This is a genomic window from Antarcticimicrobium sp. (assembly GCF_029212575.1).
GTDB lineage: Bacteria > Pseudomonadota > Alphaproteobacteria > Rhodobacterales > Rhodobacteraceae > Antarcticimicrobium.
The window spans coordinates 43640-59208 of sequence record NZ_JARGPK010000061.1; the positions used below are offsets into that span (position 1 = coordinate 43640).

Below are 15569 nucleotides of genomic sequence, written 5' to 3' on the forward strand. Positions count from 1 at the left end.
CCATGACCGACCGCCTGCCACACGAAAAAGGCTTCCACGTCAGCTGGGACCAGTTGCACCGCGACGCCCGCGCCCTGGCCTGGCGGCTGCAGGGCGACGCCCCCGAACAGGGCGGCTGGCGCGCTGTGGTGGCGATCACCCGCGGCGGCATGGCCCCGGCGATGATCGTCGCGCGCGAGTTGGACATCCGCACCGTCGATACCATCAGCGTGAAATCCTACAACCATCAAAGCCAGAGCGAGCCGGTGGTGATCAAATCGCCCGACATGGACCTGGTGGGAGATGGCTCCGGGGTGCTGATCGTCGATGACCTGGTCGATACCGGCCGCACGCTGGAGGTGGTGCGCAGGCACATGCCAAAGGCGCATGTCGCCACCGTCTATGCCAAGCCCAAGGGGCGGCCGATGGTCGATACCTTCATCACCGAGGTCAGCCAGGATACCTGGATCTTCTTCCCCTGGGACATGGCGCTGCAATACGTCGAGCCCTATCGCGGCAGCGATTGATCAAGGCCACCGTCCGGACCATCGCCGCCCTGTCCATCTGACCTTGCCCCCCCTTTGCGCGCATCGTATGCAGGGCGCCGAACAACAGGGCACCGTCACGAGAGGGGCATCATGGCCGCGCGGATCAAAAAGCTGTCGTCAACCTTTGTCTGGATCCTGCTCGGCCTGCTGATCGCCGGCCTGGCCGGGTTCGGCGCCACCAACCTTTCCGGAACCGTGCGCACCGTGGCGAAGGTGGGCAGCGAGACAGTCAGCGTCGATGACTACGCCAGGGAATTGCAGCGCGAGATTCGCGCCGTCGAGGCGCAGACCGGCCGGTCGTTGCAAATGAGCGATGCCGCCGCGATGGGGCTGGACCGGCAGGTCCTGTCCCGGCTGGTCGCGCTGGCCTCGATCGACAACGAGGTCTCGGAACTGGGTCTGTCGGTGGGCGACGAGAAGCTGCAGCAGGAAATCCTGGCGATTCCCGCGTTCCAGGGCATCGACGGGAAATTCGACCGCGAAACCTATCGCTTCGCGCTGGAGCAGGCCGGCATCGACGAGGCCGCCTTCGAGGCCGACCTGCGCGCCGAGGCCGCCCGCACTCTGGTGCAAAGCGCGGTGATCGGCGGCGTCGAAATGCCCGACACGCTGGTCAACACGCTGACCGATTTTGTCGCGGCACGGCGAAGCTTCACGATGGCGACGCTGACCGAGGCAGATCTGGCCGCCCCCCTGCCCGATCCCGACGACGCCGCACTCCGCGCCCATTACGACGCGCACCCCGACCGGTTCACCCTGCCCGAGACCAAGAAGATCACCTATGTGACGCTGACCCCGGAGATGATCCTCGATCAGGTCGAGATCGACGAGGACGCGCTGCGCGCGCTCTACCGGGAACGTGCGGAAGAGTTCAGCGTGCCCGAACGCCGCCTGATCGAACGCCTCGTGTTCGCAGATGAGGCGGCCGCCTCGGGCGCGATGGCGCAGATCGAGGTCGGCGGCAGCACCTTCGAGGCGCTGGTCGAGGGCCGCGGGCTGAGCCTGTCGGACGTGGACATGGGCGACATGACCGCAGGCAATCTGGGCGAGGCCGCCGCGGCGGTGTTCGCCGCAGAGGTCGGCGATGTGGTCGGCCCCCTGCCCTCGGATCTCGGCCCGGCGCTCTACCGCGTCAACGGCCGGCTCGAGGCGCGCGAAACCCCGTTCGAAGAGGCCCGCGGCGAGCTGCGCGAGGAACTGGCCGCCGAACGCGCCCGCCGGCTGATCGAGACCCGCGCCGAGGCCATCGACGACCTGCTGGCCGGCGGCGCCACGCTGGAGGAACTGGCCGAGGAGACCGACATGGAGCTGGGCCAGATCGACTGGACCGCCGACAGTTTCGAGGGCGCGGCGGCCTATGACGCCTTCCGCGCTGCCGCGCGGTCGGTCAGCATCGAGGATTTCCCCGAGGTCGCCTTTCTCGAGGATGGCGGCGTCTTTGCTCTGCGGCTTGACGATACCCTGCCGCCGCGCCCCGAACCCTTTGACGCAGCCCGCGACCGGGTGATCGAGGGCTTGACCCTGGAACAGACCGAGGCGGCGCTGACCGCGCAGGCCGAGGCGCTGGTGAAAGAGCTGAAGAAAACCGGCGATTTCACCGCCACCGGGCTTGACGTCAAGGTCGAGGCCGGGATGACCCGCGGCGCCTACCTGGACGGCACCCCGCCCGATTTCATGGCCAAGGTGTTCGAGATGGAGCCGGGCGCCTACCGGGTCATTGCCGGCGGCGACCGGGTGCATGTGCTGCGGCTCGACGCGGCGCTGCCGCCCGAGGAAACCGCCGACCTGGCGCGGCTGCGCAGCGGCTTTGGCCAGGAGCTGGACCAGGCGCTGGCCCAGGCCCTGTTCGAGGCCTTCGCCCGTGACGCCCAGCTGCGCGCCGGCCCGACCGTGGACCAGCGCGCGCTGAACGCGGTCCAGTCGAGCTTCCAGTAGGGGCGGAACGATGGTGCTGACCCCGGATTTCGACAGTTTTTCCAAGGCATATGAGGCCGGGCAGAACCAGGTCGTCTATACCCGCCTTGCCGCCGATCTCGATACGCCGGTGTCGCTGATGCTGAAGCTGGCGGGCGGGCAAAAGGACGCCTTCATGCTGGAGTCGGTGACCGGCGGCGAGGTGCGCGGGCGCTATTCCATCATCGGGCTGAAACCGGATCTGATCTGGCGCTGCGACGGCGACAGGGCGTCGCTCAACCGGCAGGCGCGATTCGACCCCGAGGGGTTCACCCCAGAAGCGGCCGATCCGCTGACCAGCCTGCGCGCGCTGATCGCCGAAAGCCGGATTGATCTGCCCGAGGATCTGCCGGCATCGGCGGCGGGCCTGTTCGGCTATCTCGGCTATGACATGGTGCGGCTGATCGAGCATCTGCCGGACGTGAACCCCGATCCGCTGGGCCTGCCCGACGCGCTGATGCTGCGCCCCTCGGTGGTGGCGGTGCTGGACGGGGTCAAGGGCGAGGTCACCGTGGTGGCTCCTGCCTGGGTCAGCGGCGGTCAGAGCGCGCGCGCGGCCTATGCCCAGGCCGCCGAACGGGTGATGGACGCCGTCCGCGACCTGGAGCGCGCGATGCCCGCCGAGAGCCGCGACCTGGGCGAGGCGGAAGAGGTGGCGCCGCCAGTGTCGAACTTTACCCACGAGGGCTACAAGGCGGCGGTCGAAAAGGCGCGGGAGTACATCCGCGCCGGCGACATCTTTCAGGTGGTTCCGGCACAGCGCTGGACCCAGGATTTTCCGCTGCCGCCCTTCGCGCTCTATCGCTCGCTGCGGCGCACCAACCCCTCGCCCTTCATGTTCTATTTCAATTTCGGCGGCTTCCAGGTGATCGGCGCCAGCCCGGAGATCCTGGTACGGGTGTTCGGCAGTGAGGTCACCATCCGCCCGATTGCCGGGACCCGGCCGCGCGGCGCGACGCCGGAGGAGGACCGCGCGCTCGAGGCCGAGCTTCTGGCCGATCAGAAGGAACGCGCCGAACACCTGATGCTGCTGGATCTGGGTCGCAACGATGTCGGCCGGGTGGCGCGGATCGGCACCGTACGCCCGACCGAGAAATTCATCATCGAGCGGTACTCCCACGTGATGCATATCGTCTCAAACGTGGTGGGAGAGCTGGCCGCGGACAAGGATGCGCTGGACGCCTTCTTTGCCGGCATGCCTGCCGGGACGGTCAGCGGCGCGCCCAAGGTGCGCGCGATGGAGATCATCGACGAGCTGGAGCCGGAAAAACGCGGGCTCTATGGCGGCGGCGTGGGTTATTTCAGCGCCGGCGGCGACATGGACATGTGCATCGCCCTGCGCACCGCCATCGTGCAGGATCAAAAGCTCTATATCCAGGCCGGCGGCGGCGTCGTCTATGACAGCGACCCGGAGGCCGAGTACCAGGAGACGGTACATAAATCCAACGCCATCCGCCGCGCGGCGGCGAATGCGGCGCGCTTTGCCGGTGGCGGCAACCGCTAGGCCCGGCGCCTATCGGTCCGGCGCGGTTACGTCGTGGCCATAGATCCAGTCGAACTGATGCACCGCGCGCGCGGGGGCCATCGCGCCGCCCAGCCGCAGCGCCAGATGCCCCAGCTCGCGCAGCGGCGACAGGCGGAAATGGTATTTCCACGCGTTTGCATTGGCCGCCGCGATCACCCGCACCGCCCGGTCACGCCGACGCGCCTGATAGCGGCCCAGCGCGCTGACCTGGTCGGCCTGCCCCGCCAGGCAATCGGCCAGAACCCAGGCATCCTCCAGCGCCAGGTTCGCGCCCTGGGCCAGGAATGGCAGCGTCGGATGGGCGGCGTCGCCCAGGATCGCCACGCCCGCACCCTGCCAGCGCTCCGCCACCGGGTGCCGGAACAGCCCCCAGAGCAGCACCTCGCGCACCTCATCAAGAAGCGCGACCGGCAGCCCGCGAAAATCGGCGAAGGCGGCGCGCAGGTTGGCCGGATCGTCCTTGTGGTGCCAACCCTCGTCGGCCCAGGCCCTGCGCTCCTGCACCGCCACGATGTTGACCAGCCGCCCCGCGCGCAGCGGGTAGCAGACCAGGTGCCGCCCCGGCGCCATGAAGATCTGTGCCTCCGGTGGCAGGTCCAGGTGGTTTGGCACCGTCGCGCGCCAGGCCACCTGGCCGGCAAAAAACGGATCGTCCGCCCCGTTCAGCGCCACCCGCGCGCGCGAGTGCAGCCCGTCGGCGCCGACCACCAGATCGGCGCGCGCCTGCGCTTCGTTGGCAAGATGCAGTTCGGGCACCTCGCCGGGTGTCACCCGATCAACCCGTTGCAACAGGCGCAGGGGAATGCCGGCCGCGCGCACCGCGCCCGTCAGCAGGTCGATCAGATCGGCGCGATGCACCAGGTAGAACGACTGGTCCGGGGCGTGGCGTGCCAGGTCCAGCCGCAGCACCTCGCCCGCGCGGCGATAGTCGCGCAGCACCACCGCGCGCGACGGCGTCGCGACCCGGGCCAGCGCCTCTTCCAACCCAAGCGCGCGTAGCACCGCCGCGCCATTGGGGCTGATCTGCAGCCCGGCGCCGACCTCGGCAATCTCGCCGGCCTGTTCCAGTACCGTCACCTCGGCGCCGCGCGCGCGCAGCGCCAGCGCCGCCGCCAGACCACCGATTCCGGCACCCACGACGATGATGTTCCGGCCCTTCAACCCCATTCCAACCTGCCTACCCGTACCCGTCGCGGCCCGTGACCGCCGTCAAAAAAAACGCCAGGGTGGCAAGACCCCGGCGTTTCCCAAACTCTCATCGTCCGTCGTCGCCACGCTCAGTCGTCGCGGTGCACCTTCTCGCGCCGCTCGTGACGCTCCTGCGCCTCCAGGCTCAGCGTGGTGGTGGGACGCGCCACCAGCCGCTTGAGCGAGATCGGCTCACCGGTTTCCTGGCAATACCCGAACTCTCCCTCGTCGATGCGGCGCAGCGCGGAATCGATCTTGGACACCAGTTTGCGCTGACGATCCCGGATACGCAATTCCAGCGCGCGGTCGGTCTCTTCGCTGGCGCGGTCGGCCACGTCGGGAATGTTGCGCGTGCCGTCCTGCAGTCCGGCGATGGTGGATTTGCTTTCGTTCATCAGATCGTTCTTCTGACGCAGCAACTCGCGTCGAAACCACTCGAGCTGCCGCTCGTTCATGAACGGCTCATCCTCGGCCGGACGATAGTCCTCCGGCAGAAAGTTTTCCTGCTTCATCTTGGTTCCCTCGGTCTGGCCAACAACGTCCCTCAAACTCGCTGATTTAGACATCTGGCTCCCCCTTCTGCCGCAGCGTTTATCGGAGAGATTCCAGATTGTCACTACACAATAGCATTTCATCTGGGCTAAAACCGCCGCCAAACCGTAACGCGCAACTGCGAACAGCAAAGGGTTGGAAAACATGAGATTTCAGGGCACCAAAGACTATGTGGCGACCGAGGACCTTACCATTGCAGTGAATGCAGCGGTCACCTTGGAACGTCCATTGCTGGTCAAGGGAGAACCCGGAACCGGCAAGACCGAACTGGCCCGCCAGGTCGCCGATGCGCTGGGCCTCGGAATGATCGAATGGAACGTCAAATCCACCACCCGCGCCCAGCAGGGCCTGTACGAATACGATGCCGTGAGCCGGTTGCGCGACAGCCAGCTAGGCGAGGAACGCGTGCATGACGTCGGTAACTACATCAAGAAAGGCAAGCTTTGGCAGGCCTTCGAGGCCGACGAAAAGGTGGTGCTGCTGATCGACGAGATCGACAAGGCGGATATCGAGTTTCCCAACGACCTGCTGCAGGAACTCGATAAGATGGAATTCTTCGTCTACGAGACCGGCAAGACGATCCGCGCCCGCCAGAGACCCGTCGTCATCATCACCTCGAACAACGAAAAGGAGCTGCCGGACGCCTTTCTGCGGCGCTGTTTCTTTCACTACATCCGCTTCCCCGACGAGACGACCATGCGCAAGATCGTCGAGGTGCACCACCCCGGCATCAAGGAATCGCTTCTGACCACGGCGCTGACCCAGTTCTACGAGTTGCGCGACACCTCGGGGCTGAAGAAGAAACCCTCGACCTCGGAGGTACTGGACTGGTTGAAACTGCTGCTGGCCGAAGATCTGGACGCCGAGGACCTCAAACGCGACGGCGTCAACGCCCTGCCCAAGCTGCACGGCGCATTGCTGAAGAACGAACAGGACGTGCACCTGTTCGAGCGGCTCGCCTTCATGGCGCGCAGCCAGCGGTAGGTATTTTTCAGGCTTTCTTGACGGGCTTCGGCTTGCGCGCGGCTTCGGGACGCGGGCCTGTGCGATCGTGTTTCGCCGTGCGGAGGGAACGCCGCACCCCGCCATTGCGACGCGCGGCGTTCGCGCCTATCGTGAGGTCACCACATTTTTGTCTGCTTTGGCCCCTATGCTCGAAGTCGACCCCAAACGTTTCATGGATGCCGCGTCTGATATGATCGATCTGACACTGAACCCCGCCCGTCCGTGGCATCCTCGCCCATGATCCGCGCCGCCCTTTTCCTTTGCTTCGGCCTGGTGCTGGCGGCCTGCAACGCAGTGCCGCTTGCCGACACGCCAACGCGGGCGAAGATCACCGACAGCACACTGCCGCCGATGAAGGCTTTCGCCACCCCGGCGCCCAGCGCGCCGGGGCGGTCCAACGCGAATATCGCCGCTGATTTCCTCTCGCTGCATTTCCAGTTGGAAAGCGGTCGCAAGCTCGAGGTTTTCACCCGGTTCGAGATGCCGATCACCGTGCGCGTCACCGGATCGCCCCCGCCAAGCCTGGAGCCCGATCTGCGCCGCCTTTTGGTGCGGTTGCGGCGCGAGGCCGGGCTCGACATCCGCCAGATCACCAGTGGCGCGGCCAATATCACCATCGAGGCGGTCAGCCGCACCGAGATCCGACGCGCCCTGCCGCAGGCGGCCTGTTTCGTGGTGCCCAACGTGTCCAGCTTTGACGAATTCCGCCGCGACCGCCGCAAGCCCAAGACCAACTGGTCGGTACTGCGCACGCGCACCCGGATGGGGATTTTCGTTCCCTATGACACCACCCCGCAGGAGTTGCGCGATTGCCTGCACGAGGAACTGGCGCAGGCGCTCGGCCCGCTCAACGATCTCTACCGGCTGCCGGACTCGGTCTTCAACGACGACAACGTGCACACGGTTCTCACCGGGTTCGACATGCTGATCCTGCGTGCCACCTATGCGCCGGAGCTGCACAGCGGCATGACCGAGGGACAGGTCGCGGCGCTGCTGCCGGCACTGCTGGCGCGGCTCAACCCCGCCGGCAACCGCCATCCCGCCGCCCCGGTCGCCGAGACGCCGCGCAGCTGGATCGACGCGGTGCAGACCGCGCTTGGCCCCGGCGCCGCCCCCGCCGCGCGATACGCTGCCGCCACTGCGGCCGCGCGCACGGCACAGTCGCTGGGCTGGCAGGATCACCGCCGCGCATTCAGCGACTACATGCTGGGGCGCATCACCCAGATGACCGATCCCGACGCCGCGCAACAGTATTTCCGCGCCGCGCTGCACTACCTGTCGCAAACCCCTGCGACACGGCTGCACGCCGCCTATGTGGTGACCCAGACGGCGGCCTATGCCGTCGCCACCGGCAACGGCGCCCAGGCCGTGCGGGAGATCGACCCGATGCTCGATGTGGCGGCGCGCGCCGAGAACGCGGCGCTGCTGTCCACGCTGATGCTGCTCAAGGCCGAGGCGCTTGACCAGATGGGCCGCCCCGACGAGGCCCGCAGCGTCAGACTGGACAGCCTGGGATGGGCGCGTTACGGGTTTGGCACCGATTGGGCGGTGCGGGCCAAGATGCGTGAGATCGCGGCGCTGAACCCCCAGAACAGAGGGCGCGGATAAACCAACGATGATCGTAATTGCAGCGGCGCTGTTCGGCGCCATTCTCGGCGGGATCAGGGCACAGAAACGCGGCGGCAAACCCGCCGACATCGCCCAGTACGCGGTGGTCCACGCGATCATCTTCGCCATCGCCGGCCTGCTGGCGACGATCCTGCTCCACCGCGCGGCAATCTAGGCGAGGTCCGATGTTCCTGCCCTTCTTCGAGAACCTTCGCAAGTCCGGCATTCCGGTCTCGCTCCGCGAATACCTCACCTTTCTGGAGGGGATGAAGGCGGGCCTGGCCACCTATGACGTGGAGGCGTTCTATTACCTCGCCCGCACCGCGATGGTGAAGGACGAGCGCAACCTCGACAAGTTCGACCGCGCCTTTGCCGCCAGCTTCAAGGGGCTGGAGCAGATCAGCCTCGACCAGGTTCTGGAGGCGGTCGATCTGCCCGCCGACTGGCTTCGCAAGATGGCCGAAAAACACCTGAGCGACGAGGAAAAGGCCGAGATCGAGGCGCTTGGCGGCTTCGAGAAGCTGATGGATACACTGCGCGAGCGGCTGAAGGAACAGGAGGGGCGTCACCAGGGCGGCAACAAGTGGATCGGCACCGCCGGCACCTCGCCATTCGGCGCCCATGGCTACAACCCCGAGGGCGTGCGCATCGGTCAGAAAGAGGGCCGCCATGGCCGCGCTGTCAAGGTCTGGGACAAGCGCGAGTTCAAGAACCTCGACGACACCGTGGAACTGGGCACCCGCAACATCAAGGTGGCGCTGAAACGGCTGCGCCGCTGGGCCCGCGAGGGCGCGCATGAGGAGCTTGACCTCGACGGCACCATCCGCGCCACCGCCGAGCATGGCTATCTAGACGTCAAGACCCGGCCGGAACGGCACAACGCGGTCAAGGTGTTGCTGTTTCTCGATATCGGTGGCTCGATGGACCCGCATATCAAGGTGGTGGAGGAGTTGTTCAGCGCCGCCCGGACCGAGTTCAAGCACCTTGAATACTACTATTTCCACAATTGCCTCTACGAGGGGGTCTGGCGCGACAACCGCCGCCGCTGGGATGCGCAGACCCCGACCTGGGAGGTGCTGAACACCTATGGGCCGGACTACAAGTGCATCTTCGTCGGCGATGCCAGCATGTCGCCCTACGAGATCGCCTATCCAGGTGGCGCGAATGAGCATTGGAATGCCGAGGCCGGCCAGACCTGGCTGCAGCGCGCGCGCGAGCAGTGGAAAGACAACCTCTGGATCAACCCGGTGCCCGAGAAGTATTGGGATTATACCCATTCGATCCAGATGATCCGGGAACTCTTCGACAGCCGCATGGTGCCGATGACACTCTCGGGGCTGGAACGCGGGATGAAGGAGCTGACGCGCTAGACGCGCCTCACCCCCTCCTCGACCACCTCGACCGAAAGGATCGTCGGCAGGTGGCGGGCAATCTCGGACCAGTTTTCCCCCTCGTCGAAACTTGCAAAAACCGATCCGCTGTTGGTCCCGAAGTAGACCCCGGCGGGATCGGCCCTGTCGCCCGCCATCGCCTGACGCAACACGGTAAAGAAACAGCCGTTCTGCGGCAGCCCGGCGCGATGATCCTGCCAGCTTTTCCCGCCATCGCGGGACCGCCAGACCGCCGCCGCCGCGCCGGGCGGGAAGCGCCCGTTGTCGTCACCGTTCAGCGGCAGCGTCCAGATCATCTCCGGGTCACGCGGATGCACCTGAATCGGAAAGCCAAAGGTCGAGGGCAGCCCCTCGTTGATATCCTCCCAACTACGGCCGCCATCGGGAGAGCGCCAGACACCGTGGTGGTTCTGCTGGTAAATCGTGGCCCCTTCGCCGGGCGCCAGCATCATGTTGTGCACGCAATGGCCGGTCTCGCCGTCGCGCGGCGCCGCCGGGTGATCGTGCGGCGGACAGGCGGCGGCATTGGACAGCCGGTTGCGGCGCTCCCAGCTCTGGCCGCCGTCCTCGGTGGCAAAGACACCGGCGGCGGAAATCCCCACCCACATCCGCTGTGGATCGGTGGGATGCGTGAGGATGGTGTGCAGCGTCAGCCCCGCCGCGCCGGGGGACCACTCTGCCGCCGACGGGTGATCGGTCAGCCCGTCCACCCGCTCCCAGGCCCTGCCGCCGTCCTGGCTGACCAACAGCGTCGCCGGCTTGGTCCCGGCATAGAGCGCGCCATGGGCGAACCGCAGCGACCAGACTTGGGCGAACGCATCGGCAAAGGGCAACGGATCGCCAGTGACACCGAACATTTCGGCGACATCCGGATCGTCCTCGGCCCAATCGTCGATCGTTCCCCGGGTCAGCCGGGTCTTTTCCCAGCTTTCACCACCATCCTCGGAGCGCCAGACAGCGGCGCCGTACCAGTCGCCGCCGCCCCCGGCCCAGAGCAGGCCCGAGGCATCCCCGATCACGTGGTTGACCGGCCAGCCATCGCAGAATGGCCCTGCGACGGCCCAGTTCGCCCGGTCCCCGTCGCCGCGCAGCAGAAATACGCCCTTGGTGGTGCCCAGCAGCACCGTGAACGTCCTCTCGGGCATCCCTTTTCCTCCTCCGTTTCCGTCCGAGAATAACATGTATTTGCCATGCAAGCATCCGGGACCGCCGCAACGGCGCACTTGTCCCGCGCCGGTTCCCGGACCATATCAAGTGCATGTTGAAATTTACGCCCATTCTTCTGGCAATTCTTTACGCGCTGGTGATGTACCGCGTGTCGGTCTGGCGCACCCAGCGCGAGCTGAGCGCGAAATCCACCGAACTGGCCGACGCGCGGCTCAAGCATCTGACCGACCGGCTCGCCGCCGCGCTGGGGATCGCCCGCATCCCGGTCTATATCTACGAGATCGACCCGGTGAACGGGCTGGCCGCCCCGGACGGGCGCATCTTCATCACCCGGGGGTTCTACCGCAAGTACCGCAACGGCGAGGTGACGGGCGAGGAGATGGCAAGCGTCATCGCGCATGAGATGGGCCATGTGGCGCTGGGCCACGCGCGGCGCCGCATGATCGACTTTTCCGGCCAGAACGCCCTGCGCGCGGCGCTGGTCATGGTGCTGGGCCGCTACATCCCGCTGATCGGACCGTGGATCGCCAACGCGCTGGCCGGGCTGCTGGCCGCCGGGTTGTCACGCTCCGATGAATACGAGGCCGACGAATACGCCGCCGCGCTGCTGACCAAGGCGGGGATCGGCGTCGGCCCGCAGAAATCGCTCTTTGCCAAGCTGGAGGACCTGACCCAGTCGCGCGCCGGGGTCTCCCCCGCCTGGCTGATGAGCCACCCCAAAACCGTCGAACGCATCGCGGCGCTGGACCGGCTCGAGGCGCGCTGGGGCGTGAAGAGCTGATCCCCCGGTCAGAACATTCAAAGGACAGACATGCGATATTCCCTGCTCGACCTCGCCCCGATCCCCGAGGGATCGGACGCCGCCACGGCGGTGCGCAACTCCGTCGCGCTGGCGCGCGCCGCCGAGACGCTCGGATTTCACCGCTACTGGCTGGCCGAGCATCACAACATGCCCGGCATCGCCTCATCTGCCACGGCGGTGATGATCGGCCATATCGCGGCGGCAACCACGACCATACGGATCGGCGCGGGGGGCATCATGCTGCCCAACCATGCCCCGCTGGTGATCGCGGAACAGTTCGGCACGCTGGCCACCATCCACGGCGACCGGATCGACCTCGGCCTTGGCCGCGCACCGGGAACGGATATGGAAACCGCCCGCGCGCTGCGCCGCAACATGACCGCACAGGACAGCTTTCCGCAGGACGTGCTGGAACTGATGGCCTATCTCGGTGACCCGGAGCCGAACCAGCGGCTGCATGCCATTCCGGGCGAAGGCACCAAGGTGCCGGTGTGGATCCTCGGCTCGTCGCTCTATGGCGCGCAACTGGCGGCGCACCTGGGGCTGCCTTATGCCTTTGCCTCGCATTTCGCGCCCGATGCGCTGGAAGAGGCGGCCGAGGTCTACCGGCGCGGGTTCCAGCCGTCCCAGACGCTGGAAAAGCCCTATTTCATGATGGCGATGAACATCTTTGCCGCCGATGATGCGGATGAGGCGGTGCGCCTGAAAACCTCGATGCAGCAGGCGTTTATCCGGCTTCGTTCAGGTCAGCGCGGCAAGCTTCCGGCACCGGTGGACCGGATCGAGGATGTCGCCGATCCGCGCTGGATCGAGGCGGTGAACGATGCGCTTTCGGTCAGCGCCACCGGCACGGCGGAGATGGTCAAGGCCCAGACCGAGGCGCTGATCGCGCGCTACCGGCCGGACGAGGTGATCATCTCGGGCCAGATCCACGACCCGGCGGCGCGGCTGCGGTCGTTCGAGATCGCGGCAGAGGTGATGGCCGACCTGGTCCCGGACACCTGACCCTCGCGGTCTTCGCCCGACGCGGGACCGCCTGGGCGGCAAATCAGGGGCCGCTCTACCGGCTGAACCTCAGGCCGTGGCCTCCTTGGTGGCCGGTTTGCGCGCAAAGAGGCGTCTGTAGGCTTTCGGCGTAAAGGCAAACCCGATCTGGCTGCGCAGGGTCGGTTTCATATCATCGTGGACGCCCAATGGGCCATCGCAGGGGCCCGGCAGGTAGTAGGTGCCGAACATCCGGTCAAAGAGGCAGAAGATCTCGGCGAAATTCTTGTCAAACGCCTTTTCTTCGGCCGAGTGGTGCCAACGATGCATGGCGGGGGACACGATGAACCTGCCCAGCTTGCCATAGGTCCAGGGCAGGTTGGCATGAATGAAAAACCCGTAATACCCGCGCACCATCGAGTTGAACAAAAGCGCCCAGACCGGGAACCCCATGACCAGCATCGCCGTGCCGGCAATCCCGTGGACGGTCAGCAGGTTCAAAGGGTGCCAGCGTGCCGAGGTCAGCCATGTCACTTCGGTGTCCGAGTGATGCACCGCATGGGCGGGCCACAGGATCGGCGTATGCTCAAAACGGTGGCGCCAATAGCCTACGAAATCACCGAAAAAGACCGCGAAGAACAGTACCAGCGGCGCTGGCAGGGCCTCCCAATGGGCCGATTTGAACAGGTACAGCCCGTGTTCGTGAACCCATCCATGCAGAAACGTCAACACGATCGAGATCAGCGGCATGGCGACCGCGGCGTTGAACAGGACGATTTTCAACGACAGTTCGGTTTCCTGCCTGGCCTGTTTCATGTCGGACAGCCAGTGTTCCCGCCGGAAAAGGATCTGGATGATCAGGAACGCCAGTGCCGGCATGATCAGGAATCGCAACGCCGCGAACATGTTCATGGCGCTGTCGATCAGCAATTGGAAAAGTGACTCCATCGGTCCGTGCCCCATAGGTTCCGGGTGATTTTTCCGGAATGATCACAAGAAATTGGGGCGCCAACATGGCCGCCCCCGGGCAAGTCTCGAACCGGCATGGCGGCAATGGCCGTGCCGTGGTGGATGAGAACGTGGCGCCCCTACCCCGCCAGCGCCTTTCCCAATCGCGGCAGGCGCGCCTTTTTCATCAGGGCGCGGATGTCCCATCCGCCCCGCTCCATCCCGTTGGCCTGCGCCAGCACCCGCGCGCCCACATCGGCCAGGCCTTTGGGGTCATTGAGCCACAAATCGTACAAAAGCCGGTCCGGCTCGATCCGCTCCAGCCCCTCTTCGGCAAGGATGTTGTTGGGAAAATCCTTGCGGTTCACCGTGACGATCGCATCGGCCGATCCCGCCACCGCCACCGCCAGCACGTGCAGGTCGGCCGGATCGGGCAGCCACAGCCGCGCCTCCACCCCCGGCGCAGGGGGCACTTCACCCTGCGGCCAGTTGGCCCGAAGCAGCGCGATCTCGCCCCGCGCCTGCGCCTCGCCCCCCGGCCCCAGCTTGCGCGCCGCCCGCGCCCATTCCTCGAGGATGCGGGACGACCAGAGCGGGGTGAAATGACCCAGCCCGGCCGCCCCCAGCAGCATCTCGCGCATCACCGTGGGGTAAAGCACGCAGGTGTCGAGAACCAGTTTCACAGCCGGTAGAACAGCGCCTTGAGATACCCAGTCTCGGCCAGTTGCGGCAGCTGCGGGTGATCCGGTCCGGCAAATCCGGTATGGATCAGCTGGCCGGCGCGCCCGGCCTTGCCGATGCCGCGGGTGCAGGCGCCACGGAAATTGGCCAGATCGGCGGCGTGCGAACAGGAGCACAGGCCCAGATATCCCCCCGGCACCACCAGCGCCGCCGCCATCCGGGCGATGCGTTCATAGGCGCGCAGCCCGGCGTCGAGCGCCTGCTTGCTGGGGGCGAAGGCCGGCGGATCGCAAATCACCACGTCGAACCGCGCGCCCTCCTCCGCCAGCGCGGTCAACGTGTCAAAGGCATCGCCCTGCCGGGTCTCGAACCGCTCGGCCAGGTTCGAGGCCGCAGCCCCCTGCGCTGCCAGCTCCAGCGCCGGGGCCGAGCCATCGACGGCCAGCGCATGCTCGGCGCCGCCCGCCAGCATGGCCAGAGCAAAGCCACCGACATGGGAAAACACGTCCAGCACCCGCACCCCGGGGCCCGCCAGACGGGCGGCAAAGGCGTGGTTCGGGCGCTGGTCGTAGAACAGCCCGGTCTTCTGGCCGCCGGTGAGATCGGCCATGTAGGTGGCGCCGGTCATCGGCACCGGCAGCGGCGCCGTGGGCGCCGTGCCCGCCAGCACGGCGTTTTCATCCCCCAGCCCCTCCAGCGCACGGGTTCGGCCGGCGGCGTTCTTGAGCACGCTGCTGACGCCGGTGACCTCGACCAGCGCGGCGGTCAGATCGTCGAGCCGGACCTCGGCCCAGGCGGCGTTGGGCTGGACCACTGCCACCTCGCCAAACCGGTCGATCACCAGCCCGGGCAGCCCATCGCCCTCAGCATGGACCAACCGGTAGAAGGGCGCATCGTAAAGCCGGTCGCGCAGGGACAGTGCCCGGCCAATCCGCGCCGCGAACCAGTCCCGGTCGACGCGTACATCCGGGTCGCGGTCGAGCATGCGGCAGATGATGCGAGAGGCCGGGTTCACCGCCACCACCCCCATCGGCGCGCGGGCGCTGTCCTCCAGCACCGCCAGCGCACCGGGTTCCAGCGCCCTGGTGCGCCGGTCGGTGACCAGTTCGTTGGCATAGACCCAGGGAAAACCGTGGCGGATGGCGCGGGCGTTGGCCTTGGGCATCAGGCGGACGCGGGGCAGATCGGGGTTGGGTTCGGGCGTTGTCATGGCGTCCTCTTAGGGGCAACGCGAGGAC

The 15569-nt window shown here is 66.6% G+C and carries 15 protein-coding genes; 9 read left to right on the forward strand and 6 right to left on the reverse strand.

The genetic code is table 11. The annotated features are described in order from the left end of the window. Positions 1 to 2 precede the first annotated feature (2 nt). The 3 genes from gpt to trpE all read left to right on the forward strand — a co-directional run bounded on the left by gpt (position 3) and on the right by trpE (position 3984). On the forward strand, positions 3 to 506 hold the full coding sequence (gene gpt / locus P1U75_RS14520; RefSeq protein ID WP_300244708.1) for a xanthine phosphoribosyltransferase: 504 nt from the start codon (positions 3 to 5) through the stop codon (positions 504 to 506). 111 nt (positions 507 to 617) lie between these two features. Next, positions 618 to 2462, forward strand: coding sequence for a peptidyl-prolyl cis-trans isomerase (locus tag P1U75_RS14525; protein ID WP_300244709.1), 1845 nt, complete (start codon positions 618 to 620; stop codon positions 2460 to 2462). Between the two features lie 10 nt (positions 2463 to 2472). Continuing rightward, on the forward strand, positions 2473 to 3984 hold the full coding sequence (gene trpE, locus P1U75_RS14530) for an anthranilate synthase component I (RefSeq protein ID WP_300244710.1): 1512 nt from the start codon (positions 2473 to 2475) through the stop codon (positions 3982 to 3984). Positions 3985 to 3993: 9 nt separating this feature from the next. Here the strand turns inward: trpE and P1U75_RS14535 are convergent, their stop codons facing one another. Then, on the reverse strand, positions 3994 to 5172 hold the full coding sequence (locus P1U75_RS14535; RefSeq protein WP_300244712.1) for an FAD-dependent monooxygenase: 1179 nt from the start codon (positions 5170 to 5172) through the stop codon (positions 3994 to 3996). A 110-nt stretch (positions 5173 to 5282) separates the two neighbouring features. After that, positions 5283 to 5705: an RNA polymerase-binding protein DksA gene (gene dksA / locus P1U75_RS14540; protein WP_300244714.1), complete on the reverse strand. Its 423-nt coding sequence runs from the start codon at positions 5703 to 5705 to the stop codon at positions 5283 to 5285. 184 nt (positions 5706 to 5889) lie between these two features. Between dksA and P1U75_RS14545 the strand changes: the two genes are divergently transcribed. From P1U75_RS14545 to P1U75_RS14560, 4 genes are all read left to right on the forward strand, one after another. Continuing rightward, a complete protein-coding gene (locus P1U75_RS14545; RefSeq protein WP_300244716.1) occupies positions 5890 to 6729 on the forward strand; it encodes a MoxR family ATPase in 840 nt (279 codons plus the stop codon). A gap of 258 nt (positions 6730 to 6987) precedes the next feature. Next, positions 6988 to 8358 carry a DUF2927 domain-containing protein gene (locus P1U75_RS14550; protein WP_300244717.1) on the forward strand — a complete coding sequence of 457 codons (1371 nt, stop codon included), beginning with the start codon at positions 6988 to 6990 and terminating at the stop codon, positions 8356 to 8358. Between the two features lie 7 nt (positions 8359 to 8365). Next, complete coding sequence (locus tag P1U75_RS14555; RefSeq protein ID WP_300244718.1) at positions 8366 to 8533, forward strand: apolipoprotein acyltransferase; 168 nt, start codon at positions 8366 to 8368, stop codon at positions 8531 to 8533. 10 nt (positions 8534 to 8543) lie between these two features. Next, positions 8544 to 9728, forward strand: a complete 1185-nt coding sequence (locus P1U75_RS14560; protein ID WP_300244719.1) for a VWA domain-containing protein — start codon at positions 8544 to 8546, stop codon at positions 9726 to 9728. Here P1U75_RS14560 and P1U75_RS14565 read toward each other — a convergent pair. Then, on the reverse strand, positions 9725 to 10894 hold the full coding sequence (locus P1U75_RS14565; RefSeq protein ID WP_300244720.1) for a sialidase family protein: 1170 nt from the start codon (positions 10892 to 10894) through the stop codon (positions 9725 to 9727). The two genes, P1U75_RS14560 and P1U75_RS14565, sit on opposite strands and share 4 nt — an antisense overlap. Positions 10895 to 11007: 113 nt before the next feature. Between P1U75_RS14565 and P1U75_RS14570 the strand changes: the two genes are divergently transcribed. Together P1U75_RS14570 and P1U75_RS14575 are read left to right on the forward strand one after the other, a co-directional pair. After that, on the forward strand, positions 11008 to 11697 hold the full coding sequence (locus tag P1U75_RS14570) for a M48 family metallopeptidase (RefSeq protein ID WP_300244721.1): 690 nt from the start codon (positions 11008 to 11010) through the stop codon (positions 11695 to 11697). Positions 11698 to 11727: 30 nt separating this feature from the next. Further along, positions 11728 to 12723 carry an LLM class flavin-dependent oxidoreductase gene (locus P1U75_RS14575; protein WP_300244723.1) on the forward strand — a complete coding sequence of 332 codons (996 nt, stop codon included), beginning with the start codon at positions 11728 to 11730 and terminating at the stop codon, positions 12721 to 12723. A gap of 69 nt (positions 12724 to 12792) precedes the next feature. Here the strand turns inward: P1U75_RS14575 and P1U75_RS14580 are convergent, their stop codons facing one another. The 3 genes from P1U75_RS14580 to P1U75_RS14590 all read right to left on the reverse strand — a co-directional run bounded on the left by P1U75_RS14580 (position 12793) and on the right by P1U75_RS14590 (position 15541). After that, on the reverse strand, positions 12793 to 13650 hold the full coding sequence (locus P1U75_RS14580; RefSeq protein ID WP_300244724.1) for a sterol desaturase family protein: 858 nt from the start codon (positions 13648 to 13650) through the stop codon (positions 12793 to 12795). 140 nt (positions 13651 to 13790) lie between these two features. Beyond that, the gene (locus P1U75_RS14585) at positions 13791 to 14333 is read right to left on the reverse strand and encodes an RSP_2648 family PIN domain-containing protein (RefSeq protein WP_300244726.1); all 543 of its coding nucleotides are present in this window, start codon (positions 14331 to 14333) and stop codon (positions 13791 to 13793) included. Further along, on the reverse strand, positions 14330 to 15541 hold the full coding sequence (locus P1U75_RS14590) for an RSP_2647 family RNA methyltransferase (RefSeq protein ID WP_300244728.1): 1212 nt from the start codon (positions 15539 to 15541) through the stop codon (positions 14330 to 14332). The genes P1U75_RS14585 and P1U75_RS14590 overlap by 4 nt, the downstream gene beginning before the upstream one ends. Positions 15542 to 15569 lie beyond the last annotated feature (28 nt).